The 17,195-nt window shown below is 72.0% G+C and carries 16 protein-coding genes; 13 read left to right on the top strand and 3 right to left on the bottom strand.

Annotated features, from left to right (window positions below; translation table 11 throughout):
* Positions 1-53 precede the first annotated feature (53 nt).
* Positions 54-749, bottom strand: a complete 696-nt coding sequence (locus FXO23_RS42915; RefSeq protein ID WP_246258387.1) for a TetR/AcrR family transcriptional regulator — start codon at positions 747-749, stop codon at positions 54-56.
* 88 nt (positions 750-837) lie between these two features.
* Between FXO23_RS42915 and FXO23_RS42910 the strand changes: the two genes are divergently transcribed.
* From FXO23_RS42910 to FXO23_RS42870, 9 genes are all read left to right on the top strand, one after another.
* Positions 838-1,152, top strand: a complete 315-nt coding sequence (locus tag FXO23_RS42910; protein WP_158893333.1) for a DUF1330 domain-containing protein — start codon at positions 838-840, stop codon at positions 1,150-1,152.
* 73 nt (positions 1,153-1,225) lie between these two features.
* The gene (locus FXO23_RS42905) at positions 1,226-3,481 is read left to right on the top strand and encodes a glycoside hydrolase family 3 N-terminal domain-containing protein (RefSeq protein WP_158893331.1); all 2,256 of its coding nucleotides are present in this window, start codon (positions 1,226-1,228) and stop codon (positions 3,479-3,481) included.
* Positions 3,482-3,519: 38 nt separating this feature from the next.
* A complete protein-coding gene (locus FXO23_RS42900; RefSeq protein ID WP_246258386.1) occupies positions 3,520-3,879 on the top strand; it encodes a metalloregulator ArsR/SmtB family transcription factor in 360 nt (119 codons plus the stop codon).
* Positions 3,876-4,373 (top strand): SRPBCC family protein, encoded by a 498-nt coding sequence (locus tag FXO23_RS42895; RefSeq protein WP_158893329.1) that lies wholly within the window; start codon positions 3,876-3,878, stop codon positions 4,371-4,373. The genes FXO23_RS42900 and FXO23_RS42895 overlap by 4 nt, the downstream gene beginning before the upstream one ends.
* A gap of 77 nt (positions 4,374-4,450) precedes the next feature.
* Positions 4,451-4,759 (top strand): hypothetical protein, encoded by a 309-nt coding sequence (locus FXO23_RS42890; protein ID WP_158893327.1) that lies wholly within the window; start codon positions 4,451-4,453, stop codon positions 4,757-4,759.
* A 50-nt stretch (positions 4,760-4,809) separates the two neighbouring features.
* Positions 4,810-5,814, top strand: a complete 1,005-nt coding sequence (locus FXO23_RS42885; protein WP_158893325.1) for a YdcF family protein — start codon at positions 4,810-4,812, stop codon at positions 5,812-5,814.
* A 28-nt stretch (positions 5,815-5,842) separates the two neighbouring features.
* Complete coding sequence (locus FXO23_RS42880; protein ID WP_246258381.1) at positions 5,843-6,739, top strand: class I SAM-dependent methyltransferase; 897 nt, start codon at positions 5,843-5,845, stop codon at positions 6,737-6,739.
* A 161-nt stretch (positions 6,740-6,900) separates the two neighbouring features.
* Positions 6,901-7,536 (top strand): superoxide dismutase family protein, encoded by a 636-nt coding sequence (locus tag FXO23_RS42875; protein WP_158893324.1) that lies wholly within the window; start codon positions 6,901-6,903, stop codon positions 7,534-7,536.
* A gap of 127 nt (positions 7,537-7,663) precedes the next feature.
* Positions 7,664-8,074, top strand: coding sequence for a hypothetical protein (locus tag FXO23_RS42870; protein ID WP_158893322.1), 411 nt, complete (start codon positions 7,664-7,666; stop codon positions 8,072-8,074).
* A 17-nt stretch (positions 8,075-8,091) separates the two neighbouring features.
* Here the strand turns inward: FXO23_RS42870 and FXO23_RS42865 are convergent, their stop codons facing one another.
* Both FXO23_RS42865 and FXO23_RS42860 read right to left on the bottom strand, forming a co-directional pair.
* A complete protein-coding gene (locus FXO23_RS42865) occupies positions 8,092-8,580 on the bottom strand; it encodes a GNAT family N-acetyltransferase (RefSeq protein ID WP_158893320.1) in 489 nt (162 codons plus the stop codon).
* A gap of 126 nt (positions 8,581-8,706) precedes the next feature.
* Positions 8,707-11,976, bottom strand: coding sequence for an AfsR/SARP family transcriptional regulator (locus FXO23_RS42860; RefSeq protein ID WP_158893383.1), 3,270 nt, complete (start codon positions 11,974-11,976; stop codon positions 8,707-8,709).
* A 278-nt stretch (positions 11,977-12,254) separates the two neighbouring features.
* Between FXO23_RS42860 and FXO23_RS42855 the strand changes: the two genes are divergently transcribed.
* The 4 genes from FXO23_RS42855 to FXO23_RS42840 all read left to right on the top strand — a co-directional run bounded on the left by FXO23_RS42855 (position 12,255) and on the right by FXO23_RS42840 (position 17,020).
* Positions 12,255-12,827: an NADPH-dependent FMN reductase gene (locus FXO23_RS42855; RefSeq protein ID WP_158893318.1), complete on the top strand. Its 573-nt coding sequence runs from the start codon at positions 12,255-12,257 to the stop codon at positions 12,825-12,827.
* The gene (locus FXO23_RS42850) at positions 12,827-14,035 is read left to right on the top strand and encodes an MFS transporter (RefSeq protein ID WP_158893381.1); all 1,209 of its coding nucleotides are present in this window, start codon (positions 12,827-12,829) and stop codon (positions 14,033-14,035) included. The genes FXO23_RS42855 and FXO23_RS42850 overlap by 1 nt, the downstream gene beginning before the upstream one ends.
* A 186-nt stretch (positions 14,036-14,221) precedes the next feature.
* Positions 14,222-16,504 carry an ATP-binding protein gene (locus FXO23_RS42845; RefSeq protein ID WP_246258379.1) on the top strand — a complete coding sequence of 761 codons (2,283 nt, stop codon included), beginning with the start codon at positions 14,222-14,224 and terminating at the stop codon, positions 16,502-16,504.
* 15 nt (positions 16,505-16,519) lie between these two features.
* Positions 16,520-17,020, top strand: a complete 501-nt coding sequence (locus FXO23_RS42840; RefSeq protein WP_158893317.1) for a GNAT family N-acetyltransferase — start codon at positions 16,520-16,522, stop codon at positions 17,018-17,020.
* The last annotated feature ends 175 nt before the right edge of the window (positions 17,021-17,195 follow it).

Here is a 17,195-nt window from a genome sequence, read left to right as displayed (position 1 = left end):
ACCCGGGGAGGTGGGTCGTGAGTGGTGCGGGCAGTTCTAACCGCCCTGACCGGTCACGACCGCGGGGCCAGGGAATTCACGAGGTCGAGTAGTTCGGCGTGGTAGAGGGCGGCCGGATCGGTGGACACCGCGCGCAGGTGGCCGAAGACCTCGAGGGTGACCAATCCGTGCATGCGGCCCCAGACCCGCACGGCGAGCGCGGCCACCGCGGGCGAGAGGTCCGGGACCTCGGCCCGGACCTTCGCCCGGTAGTCCGGCGGGAAGTCCGGCCAGTCGAAACCGTTCGCGGGCGCGGCGGCGCAGGCCTCGGCCACCAGGCGGTTGAGCCCCCCGCAGATCCGGCGGCCCGCCTGGTCCGCGGGCCCTTCGCCGGGCGGCTGGTAGCCGGGGACCGGATCGCCGTAGACGAGCCGGAAGCCCTCGGGGTTGGCCACGGCCCACTCCCGGAGCGCCCGGCCCCAGGCCAGCAGGCGGCTTCCCGGATCGGCGGGCGCGGCGTCGCGCGCGGCCTCCAGCGCGTCGGCGAGCGAGGCGCTGACATCCCCGATCAGCGCGGTGATCAGCTCGTCCCGGGTGGCGAAGTAACCGTAGATGGCCCGGGCGGTCATCCCCATCTCGCGGGCGATCCCGCGCAGCGAGATGGCGCCCGGCCCGTCTTCGGCCATCTGCCGCAGCGCGATCGTGGTGATCTCCCGGGTGGTCTCGGCCCGCAGCCGCTCTCGCCGGGTCATCCGCTGGTCCGTCGTCACCGGCACACCCTACACCGTTGCCGAACTCGTCGGCGTTATGAAAGTATACGGCGTGTCCAAATGACACGGCGAATAAGGGAGAGCGCTCGTGGCCGCTTACGTGATCGTCGAAGCCGGGGTTCTGGACGCGGAGCGCGCCCACGCCTACCGGATGCTGGCGGAGCCGTCGATTCGCCGCTACGACGGCCGTTACCTGGTGCAAGGCACCGTGCCCGAGGTCGCCGAGGGGACCTGGCCCGCCTCCCGGGTCACCACGATCGTCGAGTTCCCGGACATGGATCGGCTCAAGGAATGGTACGACTCTCCCGAATACCGGGAAGCGATCGTGGCCCGCCAAGGCGCGATCGAACTGCGCATGGTCTTCGCCGAAGGGTTGACCGAACAACCGTGGGCCGTCGATTGACAGCACCGCGCCTCAGCCGCCACATTTGTTCTTGCCACATACAAACCCCGTCCGACTCGACGAAGAGGTATAGATGGGCAAGGCAGAACTCACGCGGCGCACGATGCTGGCGGGTATGGGCGGCTCGGTGGCCGCCACCTTCGCGGCCACCGGAATCGCCGCGGCGGCGGAGGATTCGGTGCATGACTCCCGGGCGCAGGACCTGCTGCGCCGCATGACGACCGAGGAGAAGCTCGGGCAACTTCAGCAGCTCACCTGGAACGGCGACACCGGGCCGGGCGGCGGGCAGAACGCGGAGGTCGAGCGGCGGGCCCGGGACGGGCGGCTGGGTTCGGTGCTGAACATCTACGGCGCCGCGAACACCAATGCCCTGCAGCGGATCGCGGTGGAGGAATCCCGGCTGGGCATCCCGCTGATCTTCGGCTTCGACATCATCCACGGCTTCTGGACGACCTTCCCGATTCCGCTCGCCCAGGCGGCCAGTTTCGACCCGGCGGTCGCGGTGAGCGACGCGGCGGTGTCGGCGAAAGAGGGCCGTTCCAACGGGGTGCACTGGACGTTCGCGCCGATGATGGACGTCACCCGCGAACCGCGCTGGGGGCGCATCGCCGAGGGCAGCGGTGAGGACCCGTACCTGGCGGCGCGGTTCGCGGCCGAGAAGACCCGGGGCTACCAGGGTTCCGATCTCGCCGCCGCGGACCGGGTGGCGGCCTGCGCCAAGCATTTCGTCGCCTACGGCGGCGCCGAGGGCGGGCGCGACTACAACACCGTCGACGTCTCCGAATCCCGGCTGCGCAACCTCTACCTCCCGCCCTTCCAGGCCGCGGTGGCCGCCGGCGCGGCCACCGTGATGGCCTCGTTCAACACCGTCAGCGGGGTTCCCGGCCACGGCAACGCGCACACCCTCACCGAAATCCTCAAGCGGCAGTGGCGCTTCGGCGGTTTCGTGGTCGGCGACTACACCGGTGTGCGGGAGATGATCAAGCACGGGTTCGCCGAGGACGACGCCGACGCGGCCCGGCTGGCCCTGAACGCCGGGGTCGACATGGAAATGGTCAGCACCACCCTGTCCGACCACGGCCGCGAACTCCTCGCCGCCGGGCGGATCAACCCGCGGCGGCTGGACGACGCCGTCGCTCGCGTGCTGCGGCTGAAGTTCCGGCTGGGGCTCTTCGACCGCCCGTATGTCGACGAGAAGGCCGAGATTCCCGGTCCGGCCGATCCGGCGCGAGCGGCTTCCCGGGCCGCGGGCGCGCGCTCGATGGTGCTGCTCAAGAACGACCGGGCGGTGCTGCCGCTGCGGCGGCCGTTCGGCTCCATCGCGGTGGTCGGCCCGTTCGCCGACTCGCCGGATCTGCACGGCACCTGGGCCGGTCCGGGGAAGAAGTTCCCCGCGGTCACCGTCCTGCAGGGGGTCCGGGCCGCGGCCGGGCAGGCCGTGGTGCGCCACGCCCGGGGCGTGGACCCCGAAGGCAAGGACGGCAGCGGGATCGGCGAGGCGGTGGCCGCCGCCCGGGCCTCGGACGTCACCGTGGTGGTCGTCGGCGAGCCGTCGAACTTCAGCGGCGAGGCCAAAAGCCGCAGCGATATCGGCCTGCCGGGCGTCCAGCCGGAGCTGATCCGGGCGATCGCGCGGACCGGGAAGCCGTTCGCGGTCGTGCTCGTCAACGGGAGGCCGTTGAGCATCGGCGGCTGGCTGGACGCCGCGCCCGCGGTGCTGGAAGCGTGGCATCCGGGGATCGAGGGCGGGAACGCGATCGCGGACGTGCTCTTCGGCGCGGTCAACCCGGGCGGCAAGCTGCCGGTGTCCTTCCCCCGCGCGGCCGGGCAGCTCCCCATCCACTACAACCACGAGAACACCGGGCGGCCCTACGACCCGAACGACCCGTACAGCTCCTACTACCTGGATCTGCCGAACGGTCCGCAGTTCCCGTTCGGGCACGGCCTGAGTTACACCACGTTCGACGTGGGCGCGCCCGCGCTCGGCCGCGACCGCGTCTCCGTGCGCGAGCTGCGCGGTGGCGGCACCGTGGAGGTGCGGGTCCCCGTCACCAACACCGGGGACCGGGACGGGGACGAGGTCGTTCAGCTCTACCTGCACGACCGGGTGGCGAGCATCGTGCAGCCGGTGCGGAAGCTCCGCGGCTTCCAGCGCGTCACGCTCCGCGCCGGGGAACGCGCGGAAGTCCGCTTCGCCCTGACCGGCGAGGACTTCGGCTTCTGGACCAACCGGCCCGAAGGCGAGTTCGTCATCGAACCCGGCGCCGTGGACCTCTACGTCGGCAACAACTCCGAGGGCGGGCACAAGGTCACCGTGACCCTCACCTAGCGCTGGTAAACGCGTAACCCATCGGTTACGCTTCCGGGGTGGACGCGGCTGGTGCGATCGCGGATCCGATCCGCAGGGAGATCCTGGTGCTGCTGCGCGACGAGCGCCTCTCGGCGGGCGAGATCGCCGCGCATTTCGCGATCAGCCGCCCGGCCACCAGCCGCCATCTCCGCGTGCTCCGGGAGAGCGGCCTGGTCACCGACGAACTCGTCGGCCGGCAACGGATCTACACCCTCGACCCGGCTCCGCTCGCCGAACTCGCCGAGTGGCTCGCCCAGTTCGACACGTCGAGGAAGTGGGAACACCGCCTCGACGCGCTCGAGACCGAGGTGTACCGCACCCGGCGGGACCGGAAGTCGCGGCACTCCGCACGCCACCGCGAAGGGAACACCGCATGAAACCCACGCCCACCGGCCGGCTCCTCCGCACCGCCACCGGCTCCGACCTCGTGCTCACCCGGACCTTGCGGGCCCCGATCGAGGACGTCTGGGCCAGCGTCACCGACCCCGGGCGCACCGCCCGCTGGTTCGGGCCGTGGAAGGGCGATGCCAAGCCCGGCAACACCATCCAGGTCCAGATGGCGTACGAGGAGCAGGCGCCGTGGTGCGATCTGCGCATCGACTCCTGCGAACCGCCGAGCCACCTCGCCGTGTCGATGTCCGACGACGCGGGCACCTGGCGGATGGAGGTGCGCCTGTCCGAGACCGGCGGCAGCACCGAACTCCGCTTCGTCCAGCACCTCGAATCCGACGCGGGCGTCGGGGAGATCGGCCCCGGCTGGGAGTACTACCTCGACATGCTGCTGGCCTCGCGCGAAGGCGCCGCGCTGCCGGACTTCGGCGAGTACTACCCGGCGCAGAAGGCGTACTTCGAAGGGCTGGCCGGGAGATAGGAGAGTCACCTGCCGGGGAGCCCCGTCCGGGTGATCGCGGGGTGCGCCAGCGGGGCGCGCCGCCGAGTATGGGGAACGTGACAGTGGTCGACCGGTTTCTGGTGACCGTCGACCGCGTGCACCAGGTCGACGAACGCGGCGCTCCCCTGGCCGTGTGGCCGGGCGACCGGCTGTACGAGCACCTGGTGCTCGCCGGGGTGCCGCTGACCTACAACAACGAGTTCCTCTGGCCGATCGGCCGCGCCGACGTGCTCGACCTGCGAATCGACATCGCCGCCGAGCGGGTCCGGGTGGTGACGCCCGGGCAACCCGACGGCTACCCGCTCGGCGGCGGCGCCACCCGCCGGGTGCTGGACTGGTACCGCGGCCACCTCGACACCTGCTGACGCGCCGAACCGGAATGAACCTCCTGACAACAAAGTGGGCAGCCCGAGAAATGGTCTACGCGTTCCTGTCCGCGGTGGCGCTGGCGATCTTCCTGATCCGCACCGCCCGGGAGCCCCGGCGGCTCGGCAACGCGGTGTGGCTCGGCGTGGCGCTGGTCTTCGGCGGACTCTGGCTCCTGTTCTCCGGCCGGGGCTTGCTGGCCGACGCCACCTCGGTCCTGCTGCTGGTTCTCGTGGCGCTGGTGGTCCTGGTCCTGCCCGCCGCGCTGATCGCCAACGGGGTGGTGATGTGGCGGCGGGAGGGGCGCCGACCGGCGAACCTGCTGTCCCTGCTGGCCGGTGTCGCCCTGGTGGCGCTGTTCGGGCTGTGCTTCTACGCGGTCGCGTACGCGAAATCCACCTGGGTGATCGTGCTGGCGGTGTCGCTGACGCTGGTCGCCGGTTACCTCGCTTTCCTGTTCGCGTCCCTGCTCGTGTATTCGGTGCTGTACGGCAGGATGAGCCGGCGAAGCCGGGCGGACGCCATCGTCGTGCTCGGTTCGGGGCTGCTCGGGGACCGGGTGCCGCCCCTGCTGGCGAGCCGGTTGGACGGCGCCGCGCGGCGGTACCGGCGCGAGGTCGAGGCCGGGGCCGATCCGGTGATCGTGGTCTCCGGCGGCCAGGGGCCCGACGAGTTGGTGTCCGAGGCGGCGGCCATGAGCGCGTATCTCCGGCGCGCGGGCATCCCGGAACGGGCGATCCTGCTCGAGGACCGGGCCACCACGACCGACCAGAATCTCCGGTACAGCGTCGCGTTGCTCCAGCGGCACGGTCGCCTCGGCCGGGTTCTCGTGGTCACCAACAACTACCACGTCTTCCGCACGGCGGTGCTCTCCCGCCGGCTGAAGCTGCGCCTCGGCGTCATCGGCGTGCCGACCGCGGCCTATTTCGTGCCCAGCGCGTTCCTGCGCGAATTCGTCGCGCTGGTGGCCCAGTACCGCCGCACCAACCTGGCCATCGGCTTCGTGCTCGCGGCGGGTCCGGTGCTGCTCGCGCTGATCACCGCCGGACAGTAAAGAGCCGGACAAGCCGTACTGTGATCACGTGAGCGACGAGACGACAACCGCGGTGCCGGACGGGGTCGGCTTGACCGCGATCGGGGTGGCGGCGATGCGCGCCCAGGAGAGCCAGCGTCCGGACCGGCTGTTCGACGATCCGCTGGCCGCCCGGTTCCTGGAGGCGGCGGGCTGGCCGTTGCCGCCGGCCGAGCTCGCCGAGGCCGAGCGGGACGTGCCGCCGCACTGGCGGCTGCTGCTGCGTTCCATCCCGATCCGCACCCGGTTCCTGGACGAGTACGTGCACGCCGCCGTCGACGCCGGGTGCCGCCAGCTGGTGCTGCTCGGCGCGGGGCTGGACACCAGGGCGTTCCGCCTGGCCTGGCCACCCGGTTCCCGGGTGTTCGAGGTCGATCTGCCGCCGATGCTGGACTTCAAACGGGAGGTGCTCGCTCGCGCGGGTGCGGCACCCGCGTGCGAACGCATCCCGGTGCCCGCCGATCTGACCGCCGACTGGCCGGCCGCGCTCATCCGGGCCGGGCTGGACACCGCGGCCGCGACCGCCTGGATCGCCGAGGGACTGCTCATGTACTTCTCCGCCGAGCAGAACGAACAGCTGCTCGGCCGGGTCGCCGAACTCTCCGCGCCGGGCAGCCGCCTGGCCCTGACCACGCTGAGCCAGGACCGGCTGGACGAGCTCAACCAGCGGCTCGACCAAGGCGAGGTGCCCGGCGCGGAGGTGATGCGCATGTGGCGGTCCGGCGCACCCGCCGATCCGGTCTCCTGGCTGGCCGGTCACGGCTGGCGGGCCGAACTGTTCGACCCGGCCGAACGGGCGGCCACCTACGGCAGGCCCGGCCTGTTCGACGGCCTCGGCCGCGAACCGGGCGCCCGCGCCTTGATCAGCGCGGTCCGCGACTCCAGTCCCCATCCCGCGCTCCGATAGCCGGACGAAATGCCGTCCATCCCAGACCCCGATAATCGGGCGGCATGCCTTCCATCCGGCCCCGGAAACTGCTCTCCTTACCGTAACGATCAGCCGGAAAATCATGGGAGACTGTTTCCCGTCATGTTTATTTCCTACTCGACGGGGAACAGGGAAACGGAATGATCTTTCAGGGGAATGGGAAACGTTCGGCGGTGGCCGCGCTCGTCGGCGCGGGCCTCGCGGTAATGGTGACCGGCTCCGGGCAGGCGAGCCGCGTTCCCGGCGACACGGCCGCCGCGAGCACGGCAGCGGCCACACTCCGGGACGCGGCGGGGGTCACCGTGGGACAGGTGGAATTCGCCGGTTCCGGCAGTTCCGTCCGCGCGGTGGTGCGCGTCCGGCTGCCCGGCGATTCCGCGGAATTCCACGGATTCCACATCCACGCCAACGACAATCCCGCCAACGGCTCGGGTTGTGTCGCCGATCCGGCGCAACCGTCGAACACCTGGTTCGTCTCGGCGGACGCGCATTGGAATCCCGGCGGCGGCACGCACGGCCACCACGCCGGAGACCTGCCGTCGCTCATGCGCCGCGACAATGGCACCGTCGAGATGCAGTTCCGCTTGGACAAGTTCGCCGTGCGCGACGTCCTGGGGCGAGCGGTCATCGTGCACGTCGGACCGGACAACTTCGGCAACATCCCGCTGGGCACCGCGCCGAACCAGTACACCGCGAACGGCCAGGCCGCGATCGACCTGACGAACGGCACGGGCAACGCCGGCGATCGCTTCGCCTGCGGCGTACTCCACGACTGACAAGCCAGGTCGAGCACGACAACGGCCCCAGCGCGCCGGTGATCGATTAGGCCGCCCGGTGGTACGCCTGGCCGGGCGGTGATCGAGATACTGAAAAGGTCCAGACCACATTGCGACGGAGGTTCTCGTGCGAAGATCGATCTACCGCAGATTCCTGGGCATGCCGCTGGCCGTTCTCGCGGCGGGCGCGGGCGCGCTCATCGGGAGCGCTTCCCCCGCCGGTGCCGCGAGTGAACCGTCCGGCGGCTGCGTCACCCAGGACATCCACCTCGATCCCCCGGCACGCCAGGCCGGGTGGACCGTCGAATGCGCCAGCCGCCGCTACGTTTTCGTCGAGACGACCGTCTTCGCCGGTGGCGTCGCGGACAGCAACCCGCGGGAGACCCGCTGGGTCGAAGCCGGGGAGACCTGGAACGAGCTGAAGACCTACGAGCAGACCAACCCGCCGATCGATCACCTGTGCGTGCACATCGTGACGTACGAGGATCCCACGAATCCCTTCGAGATTCCCGCGACCATCGGTCACCGCTGCATCTGACGGCGACCTCTGGGGAACTACCCGAGCCGGGACAGCTCGAGGTGGTAACGGGCGTAGCTTTCGAACGACGCGATGCGGCGGAATCCCAAGCGTTTGAGGACCGCCGCACTCGCGTGGTTTCCGTGGGTCACCCCGGCGAACAGGTCGGTGGCGTCGAGCCGGGCCCGTGCGTGGCGGGCAAGCGCGTGCACGGAAAGCGTCGCGATTCCGCGCCCGCACGCGCGCTCGGCGAGCAGGTAACCGAGGCCGTATTTCGGCGGCTCGCCCAGTACCAGCGCGGCGGCGCCGACGAGCACACCGTCCTCGTAGATGCCGAAATCCCGCAAGGGATCGCACTTCGCGAACTCCGCGGCGTATTCGTCCGCGGAAATCCCGATCTCGTCGACGTAATCGCCGTGCCGGGTGAGATGGTCGGCATTGGCCTGGAGCAGGGTGGCGTAGGCGTACGCGTCATCGGGGACGAGGGATCTCAGCTCCAGCCCCGGTCTGGTCGTCGCGATCTGCACCGCACCGACGTTGGCGGATCGGGGCCGGTACCGTCAAACCAATTCGCGCAGCCGGTCGAGAACGTCTTCCGGGGACGGCGGGCCCGATCCCGCGCGCATCCGCGAACCGTAGTCGATCAAGCTCCCTCACCCATCTCGACGTGCCTCCGGCCACCACGCGTCGACGGCCGCCAGGGCTTCGGCGAGCCCGGCGCTTCGGCCGCGCGCGAATTCGGCCTCGAATCCGGTGGCGCCGAGTGCCGCGCGGACCGCACCGGTGATCCGGTCCACGTCACCGCGTTCGGCCGCGGGCTGGGGAAATCCGGTGGATTCCCGGGCCGAGGTGGCGGCGCCGAGCAGGTACCCCGCGCGCCGGTGCGCACCGGCCAGTGCCTGCGCGCCCGCGATTCCTTCCAGGGCAAGGGCGATCGCGCGGGGGTCGCCGGTCGCGCGGGCCTGCGCGAGGCCGTCCCGGTGGAGGGCGAGCGCGCGGTCCGCGTCACCGCGTTGTTCGGCGATGAACCCCAGTTCGGCCAGGGTCAGCGCGATTCCGGTGTGGTAGCCGATCCGGCACTCCCAGTCGAGGCACTCGCGCAGGTGCTTTTCGGCGAGGTCCAGCCGCCCCTCGCGCCGGGCGCCGAGGCCGAGCCCGCCGCGGGCGAAACTGGCTCCCGGTTCGTAGGAGTGTTCCCGGGCCAGGCGCAGGGCGCGCTGGTGCAGGTCCTCGGCGCCCGGGTAGTCGCCGGCCAGCAGCGCGAGCCGCCCCAGCCGGGACAGTTCCTGCGACGCGACCGTCCACAACCCGAGTTCCTCGGCCATCCGCAGGCCGTCGCGGTGCAACCGGGTCGCCCGGTCGTAGTCGCCGCCGATCTCGGCCACGGTGCCGAGGATGCTCGCGGTCCGCACCTGACCCCAGCGGTCCCCTAGCTCGGCGAACAACTCGGCGGCCTCCGCCCCGTCCCGTTCGACCTCGGCGAGTTCGCCCCGCACCAGGGCCTGTTCGGCGCGCGTGCTCAGCGCGGCGGCGAGGCCCCAGTCGTCGCCCAGCCGCCGGAAACTCGCCAGGGCCGCGTTGACGAGATCCTCCGAGGCCGCCAGCGCGCCGCTGCGGCCGACGAATCCGAACAGCCACTGGACCTGGGCCAGCGTGCGCGGATCCCCCAGCCGGGCGCACAGCTCGAGCACGGTCCGGCTCCGGTCCATCGGCGCGGGCTCGGTGCCCTGCAGGAACCCGATCGCGGTCTGCCAGGCCAGTGCCCCGGCGCGCAGGTCGTCCGGCGCGGGACCGTCGACGGCCAGCGCCATGCCGAGCGCCCGGTGCCCCTCGAGATGCTTGCCCCGCAGGAACCAGTACCAGGCCAGCGCGTTGACCAGCCGCAGGGCGAGTTCCGCGTCGGCCTGCCGCACCGCGGTCGCCAGCGCCGCGCGCAGGTTGGCCGCTTCGCGGTCCAGGCGCCGCAACCAGATCCGCTGCTCCGGGCCGAGCAGGCGTTCGTGCCCGCGTTCGGCGAGTTCGGTGAAGTAGCGGGCGTGGCGGAGCCGGACCGGTTCGGCCTCCCCCGCCTCCTCGAGACGTTCCTGACCGTACGCGGAAACCGTTTCCAGCAACCGGTACCGGGTGCCCTCGGGCCCGTCGGCCGCCACCACCAGCGAGCGGTCCACCAGCCGGGCGAGCACGTCGAGCACGTCGGCGGGTTCGACCCGGTCGCCCGCGCAGACGACCTCGGCGGCGACGAGATCGCACCCCTCCGGGTGCACCGCGATCCGGCGGAGCACCGCGCGTTCGGGCGGGGACAGCAGTTCCCAGCTCCAGTCGATCATCGCGCGCAGGGTCTGCTGGCGGGCCGGGGCGGTGCGCGGCCCGGTGACCAGCAACCGGAACCGGTCCCGCAACCGGAGGGCCAGATCGTGCACGCCGAGCGCCCGGACCCGGGTGGCCGCGAGTTCCAGGGCGAGCGGAAGCCCGTCGAGCTGGCGGCAGATCTCGGCGACCGCGTGCCCGTTGTCCCGGTCGAGGGTGAAACCGGGGCTCGCCGCGGCCGCCCGCGCGACGAACAACGCGACCGCGCTGGACCGCCGCAGGTGCTCGGTGTCCGCCTCCTCGGCGCCGGATTCGGGCAGCGCCAGCGGCGGCACGGGCCACAGCTGTTCGCCGGAGATCCCCAGCGGTTCCCGGCTGGTCGCCAGGACGCGCAACCCGGGAGCGGACCGCAGCAGCAGCCCGGTCAGCTCGGCGACCGGTTCGCCGAGGTGTTCGCAGTTGTCCAGCACCAGCAGCATCCGCTGCTCGTGCAGCGCGCCGGTGAGGCGGCCGACCGAACCGGCGCGCCCGCCCTCGGGCAGGACCACCCCGGTGGCGTCATCCCCGATGCCCAGGATCGCGCTGACCAGATCGGCCAGCGCGTCCAGCGCGTCGGGGGGCGGGGTGAACCCGGCGAGCTCGACCAGCCACACACCGTCCGGAAAGGACTCGATCAGCCGCCGCGCCGACTCGCAGCCGAGGCTGGTCTTGCCCACCCCGCCCGGACCGGTCAGGGTCACCAGCCGGTGCGTGCCCAGCAGGCCGCGGACCTCGTCGACGGCCGCGTCCCGGCCGACCAGTTCGGTGATCGGCACGGGCAGGTTGGTCATCGGCCGCGTCCGGCCGGTGCGGGGCGCGGGTTCGGGGGCGAGCGCGGGGTCCTGTTCGAGGATCGCCTGCCGCAGCCGGACGAGTTCGGGACTCGGATCCAGCCCCAGCTCATCGGCCAGCCGGGACCGCAGCCGCTCGTAGGTCTCCAGCGCGTCCGCCTGCCGCCCGCCGCGGTACAACGCGTGCATGTGGACGGCGTAGAGCCGTTCCCGCAGCGGATGCGCGGCGATCAGCTCGGGCAGCTCGCCGGCCAGCTCGGCGTGTTCGCCGACGGCAAGCCGGGCCGCCACCTGGTCCTCCAGCACGGCCAGCCGCTGTTCGGACAGCTGGTCGATGCTCGCGCGGGCGAACGGTTCGTCGGCGAACTCGGCGAACGCGGGTCCCCGCCAAAGCGCGAGGGCGTCGGTCAGCAGCCGGGCGGTGGCTTTCGGCTCGGTTTCCGACCGCGCGGCGGCGACCAGGGCGGCGAACCGGCGCGCGTCCAGCGCGTCGGGTGCGATGTCGAGCAGGTACCCGGGCGGCCGGGACACCACCAGTTCGCGCGCGCCGGGCTCGGCCTCGTCCAGGGCGCGGCGCAACTGGGAGACCTTGGCCTGCAAGGCGCCCGCCGGATTGCGCGGCGCCGACTCGCCCCACAGATCGTCGACCAGCCGGTCCACGGACACCGGCTCGCCGGCGTGCGCCAAGAGATCGGCCAGCAGCGCCCGCACCTTGGCGCCGGGAATCGCGACGGCCACCCCCTGATCGGTCTGCACCGCGAGTGGACCCAGCACCCCGAACCGCATTCGCACAGTGCTTTCTTAAAACGCGCGGACGCGAGCGCGTCGCCGGGGCGCTGACATGGTCAAAAACCTCACTTCTCGTCGTCCGGCGCCCCGCCGCCCCGCTCGCGGGGCTTCGCCAAAGCGCGCGTCCCTGGTTCACCAACACGGTTGGCCCTGGTTCTGCAGATCCTCCATCAGCATATGGGGATCTTCCGACCAGACCGTAAGTCGATGCGCAGAAGACCGTAAGCGCGCTCCGGAGGCTTGTCCGCAACGAACCACGAGGAGAGGAACCGAAGATGCGCGACACGAACCAGCTCAACGTCCTGGCGGTCTCCGGCAGCCTGCGCGCCGCGTCGCACAACACCAGCCTGCTGCGCGGGGCGGCCGCGCTCACCGATGCCGGGATGAGCGTGCGGCTCTGGCGGGACCTCGCCGCGATCCCGCCGTTCAACGAGGACGACGAGGACCGGCCCGCCGACCAGGTGCACGCGATGCGGGCGGAGTTCGCGACGGCGGACGCCCTGCTGATCTCCACCCCGGAGTACAACACCGGCATCCCCGGCCAGCTGAAGAACGCGCTCGACTGGCTGTCCCGGCCGTACGAATCCGGCGTGCTCATCGGCAAACCGGTCGCCGTGGTCGGGGTGAGCCCCAGCGACTACGGCGCCGCCTGGTCGCAGGAATCCCTGCGCAAGGTGCTGGCGGCGTGCGGGGCCCGCGTGGTCGACCGCGAACTGTGCGTCCCGCGGGCCGACGAGGCCTTCGAACCCGAGGGGCACCTGCGCGATCCGGAGCAGCGGGCGGCGTTGCGGAACCTGCTCGACGACCTCGGTCAGGTCGCCCGCCGGACGAACGGCGAGGCCGCGTGATGGCCGAGACCGGCACGCTCACCGCTTCCGGGCCCCGCACCCGCCGGGTTCCCGCGCCACTGCTCGCGCTGCTGTCCGGACCGCTGTCCTTCGGGATCACCGCGCCGACCCTGATCCTCGGCGACGCGGCCGCCGATCTCGGCGTCTCGGCGAGCGCGGCGACCTGGATCGTCACCGCGTTCGGCTGGGGAATCGCGGTCGGCACCCCGCTGCTGGCCGGGCTGCTCGGCCACCGCGGGGTCCGGGCCACCCTGATCGCGTGCGGAGTGCTCGTGCTGACCGGTGCGGTGCTCGTGGTGGCCGTCCCGGTCCTGCCCGTGCTCGTGCTCGGCAGCGCGTTGCAGGCGCTCGGCACCGCCGGGTTGACCGTGACCGCGATGGACCTCGCCGATTCGCCCCGGGCGATGGGCGTGGTCACCGCGACCCTCGCCGGGGTCGGCGCGACCGGGCTGATCATCGGTTCGGTGGTCCGGGACCTGCTGTCCTGGCAGGCCGCGCTCGCCCTGCCGGTGGTGAGCCTGCTCGCCATCCCGGCGGTCGCCAAGCGCGCCCCGGGCGGCGGTCGACCCGCGGCATCCGGCCGGTTCGACCCGACCGGCGCGGCACTGCTCACGACGCTGGTCACCGCGCTGGTGTTCCTGCCGCACCACCCGGCCGTGGCGGGTCCCGGCGCGGCCGTGGCGCTGGTGCTGCTCGGGCTGCACCTGCGGGTCCGGCCCGCCGGATTCGTCCCGCGGGCGGTGGTGCGCACGCCCCGGTTCGGCGTTGCCGCCGGGCTCGCCCTGGTCCTGGCCGTGATCAACTTCGGCGTGGTCTACGCCCTGCCCGCGCTGCTGGCGCGGCACACGGAGTGGACACCCGGCCAGATCGGGACCGCCATGCTGTGGCCGCTGCTGCTCGGCGGCACGCTGTCCTGGTTCGTCGTGGCGGCCTCCGCGCGGGTGCCGTTCCCGGTCGTGGTCGCCGTGCTCGCCGCCCTCGGCGTCGCCGCCCCGGCGGTGGTGGCGCTCGCCGCCGGGGCGCCCGTGCTGCTCGCCGCGATGTTCGCCGGTTCGCTCACCGCCTCCTCCGGCCAGGGCGTCCTGGCCGTCCGGGCGTCCGCGGCGGTCCCGGCGGAACACCGGGCGGCGGCGCTGGGCCTGTTCAATCTCTGCTACCTGCTCGGCGCCGCCTTCGGTCCCGCGATCGTCGCGTTGCTCGCGATCTGATCCTGCGCACTTCGTCCACAGTAGACAGATCACTTGTCTGCTGTGGACGAACCAGTACCCGGAAATATCCGAATTCGCTCACCGGCCCCCAGCGCGCCCAGCTCCTGGCCACCATCCTCGACGTGTGCGACCGCGCGGCGGCGGTTAAGGTTGACCGTCGATCGCGGACAGTGAGGTGCGCTGGGAGTGGCTGCGGGTCTGCCGAATGCGCTGACCAGTTATGTGGGTCGCCGGCGGGAGGCGGCCGAGATCCGGTCGCACCTGCGCACCGCGCGGCTGGTGACGTTGACCGGCCCCGGTGGGGTCGGCAAGACCCGGTTGGCGGCCAGCGTGGCAGCGGAATCCGCACGCGGTTTCGCCGACGGCGTCGTGTTCGCCGGGCTGGCCGAGCTGCGGGACGCGGAGCTGGTGCCCAACCTGGTGGCCGATCGGCTCGGGCTGCAGGACCGGTCCGGTCGCTCGGTCGAGCGGGTCGTGCTCGACCACCTGCGCGAACGTGCCGTGCTGCTGGTGCTGGACAACTGCGAGCACCTGGTCGAAGCGTGCGCGAAGTTCGCCGCCGCGGTGCTGGCGGAGTGCCCGCGGGCGGGTGTGCTGGCGACCGGCCGGCAGTCGCTGGGCGTGGCCGGGGAAAAGGTGGTGCGGGTGCCGCCGCTGCCGGTTCCCGGTGCCGACGCCGGGGACTCGCCGGAAGAACTGTCCCAGTACGACGCGGTGCGCCTGTTCGCCGACCGGGCGACCGCGGCGGTGCCCGCGTTCCGGGTCACCGCCGAGAACAGCGCCGAGGTCGCCCGGATCTGCCGGGGTTTGGACGGCCTCCCGCTGGCCATCGAACTGGCGGCGGCGCGGCTCCGGTCGCTGTCCCCGCGGCAACTCGCCGAGCGGCTGACGCGGCGGCTGCCGTTGCTGACCGCCGCGCCGCGCACCGCGCCGGAGCGGCAGCAGACGTTGCGAGCCACCATCGACTGGAGTTACGAGTTGTGCTCACCGGCCGAGCGGGCGGTCTGGGCGCGGGTGTCGGTGTTCGCCGGATCCTTCGATCTGGACGCCGCCGAGGAGGTGTGCGGCGGCGCGGGCGTCGACCGGGACGCGGTGCTGGATCTGATCGACGAGTTGCTGGACAAATCCGTGCTGATCCGCGAGGAGCGGCACGACGTGGTCCGGTACCGGATGCTGGAAACGCTGCGCGAGTACGGGCAGGAACGGCTGGAGCAGGCGGGCGACCGGGCGCGCGTGGCGCGGGCGCACCGGGACTGGATCGACCGGCTCACCGAACGGGCCGACGCGGAATGGGCCAGTCCGCACCAGCTCGCCTGGATCGATCGGTTGCGGAACGAGCACGCGAACCTGCGCGCCGCGCTGGACTGGTCGATTGCCGAACCGGGCGAGGCGGGTGCGGCGCTGCGGATCGCCCGCCGGGTCGACGAGTACTGGGCGCTGCGGGGTTTCAGCCTCGAGGCGCGCCGGTGGCTGGAGCGCGCGCTGGCCGCGGCCCCGGCCGAGCACCCGGACCGGCCGTTCGCACTGGCCACGAGCGCGCTCTTCGCGTTGTGGCATTCCGATGCGGACCTGGCGGCGACCCGGCTCACCGAAGCGGAGGAACTGTCCCCCGGGAGCGGCGGCGAACCACTCGCGGCCTATCTGACCTATGTCCGGAGCCTGGAGGCGATGATCCGGCTCGATCTCCGGACCGCCGAACTCGGGGCGGCCGCGGCGGCGGCATTCCGCGTTCTCGGTGACCTCCGCCGCGAACTGCACCCGCTGTACATCCAGGGGGTCGCGCTCGCGTACACCGGCGGCTTGGAAACCGCCCGCGACGTGCTGCGCCGGATGCTCGCGCTGAGCGAATCGTGCGGGGAGTTGTACTACCGCAGTATCGCGCTGGCCGGACTGGTCCACGTCGAGGTCCAGTTCGGGGAGGTCGCGGTGGCCGCCGAAGCCGCCCGGGACGGCCTGGTGATCACGCGGACCATCGGCAGCCGGCTCCAGCTGGCCTACCGCCTCGACGGCATGGCCTGGGTCGCCTCCCGCCAGGGCGAGTTCGAGCGGGCCGCGACCCTGTTCGGCGCGGCGGCCACCGTGTGGGAGGCCGTGGGCGCCTCGGCCGACGTGGCCGTGGCCCTGCCGCACCGGCGTTTTCTGAACGCCGCCCGGGAAGCGCTCGGACCCGAGCGGTTCGACGCCCTGTTCGCCGCCGGTCGCGCGTTCACCGACGAGCAGGCCACCCGGTTCGCGCTCGGCGAGGACACCGCCACCGCCAGCCACGTGTCCGGTGGCCGCCCTCTCGAACTGACCGAGCGCGAATGGGAGATCGCCCGCCTGGTCGCCGAGGGACTGTCCAATCCGGACATCGCCGCGCGGCTCGTCATCTCCCGGCGCACCGCGGAAACCCATGTGCAGCGAGTGCTCACCAAACTCGGCTTCCGCAACCGCGCGCAGATCGCCGCCTGGGTCACCGCCCGCCGGTGATGACACACTGACCAGGTGCCCACCGACGACGAAGCGGTAACCCTGCGCCCAGCGACCCCGGACGACGCGGCAGCGGTCGCGGAAATCTGGTACCACGGCTGGCGCGACGGTCATCTGGGGCACGTCGGCGACGACCTCCTCGCGGCCCGGACCCCCGAGACCTTCGACGTACGCGCCGCCCAGCGAGTCGACGACACGGTGGTCGCGACCGTCGGCGGCACCGTGGCAGGCTTCGTCATGGTGGTGGACGACGAGGTCGAACAGGTCTACGTATCGGCCCGCCACCGCGGGACCGCGATCGCGCGCGTCCTGATCGCCGAAGCGGAACGCCTCGCCGCGGCGAACGGTCACCAGTACGCCTGGCTCGCCGTGGTAGCCGGAAACGCCCGGGCCCGCCGTTTCTACGAACGGAGCGGATGGACCGACGAGGGCCCGTTCGACTACACCGCGGCGAGCGCCACCGGCCCGATTTCCGTTCCGGCACACCACTACCGCAAACGAGTCCGGTTCACCTAGCCCCATTTCTCGGTGCCCGCTGGTCGGGGTTCGTGGAGTGGTTCGGGTTGGCTGGTGTAGGTGCTGCCGGTGGGTGTGGTGATGGTGATGCTGCCGTCGGGTTGGGGTTCGAATTGCCAGCCGGGTTGGTCTTTGAGGTAGTGGTGTTTTTCGCACCAGCCGCCGAGGTTGGTTT

This window comes from Amycolatopsis anabasis (assembly GCF_009765355.1).
Lineage (GTDB): Bacteria > Actinomycetota > Actinomycetes > Mycobacteriales > Pseudonocardiaceae > Amycolatopsis > Amycolatopsis anabasis.
The sequence above is the reverse complement of the archived record's forward strand: the minus strand, read 5'-3'. Positions and strand labels throughout refer to the sequence as shown.

Excerpts from the sequence above, each read along its gene's own strand:
- FXO23_RS42905 (WP_158893331.1), top strand. The coding sequence starts at position 1,226 with ATGGGCAAGGCAGAACTCACGCGGCGCACGATGCTGGCGGGTATGGGC.
- FXO23_RS42895 (WP_158893329.1), top strand. The coding sequence starts at position 3,876 with ATGAAACCCACGCCCACCGGCCGGCTCCTCCGCACCGCCACCGGCTCC.
- FXO23_RS42885 (WP_158893325.1), top strand. The coding sequence starts at position 4,810 with ATGGTCTACGCGTTCCTGTCCGCGGTGGCGCTGGCGATCTTCCTGATC.
- FXO23_RS42875 (WP_158893324.1), top strand. The coding sequence starts at position 6,901 with ATGATCTTTCAGGGGAATGGGAAACGTTCGGCGGTGGCCGCGCTCGTC.
- FXO23_RS42860 (WP_158893383.1), bottom strand. The coding sequence starts at position 11,976 with ATGCGGTTCGGGGTGCTGGGTCCACTCGCGGTGCAGACCGATCAGGGG.
- FXO23_RS42855 (WP_158893318.1), top strand. The coding sequence starts at position 12,255 with ATGCGCGACACGAACCAGCTCAACGTCCTGGCGGTCTCCGGCAGCCTG.
- FXO23_RS42850 (WP_158893381.1), top strand. The coding sequence starts at position 12,827 with ATGGCCGAGACCGGCACGCTCACCGCTTCCGGGCCCCGCACCCGCCGG.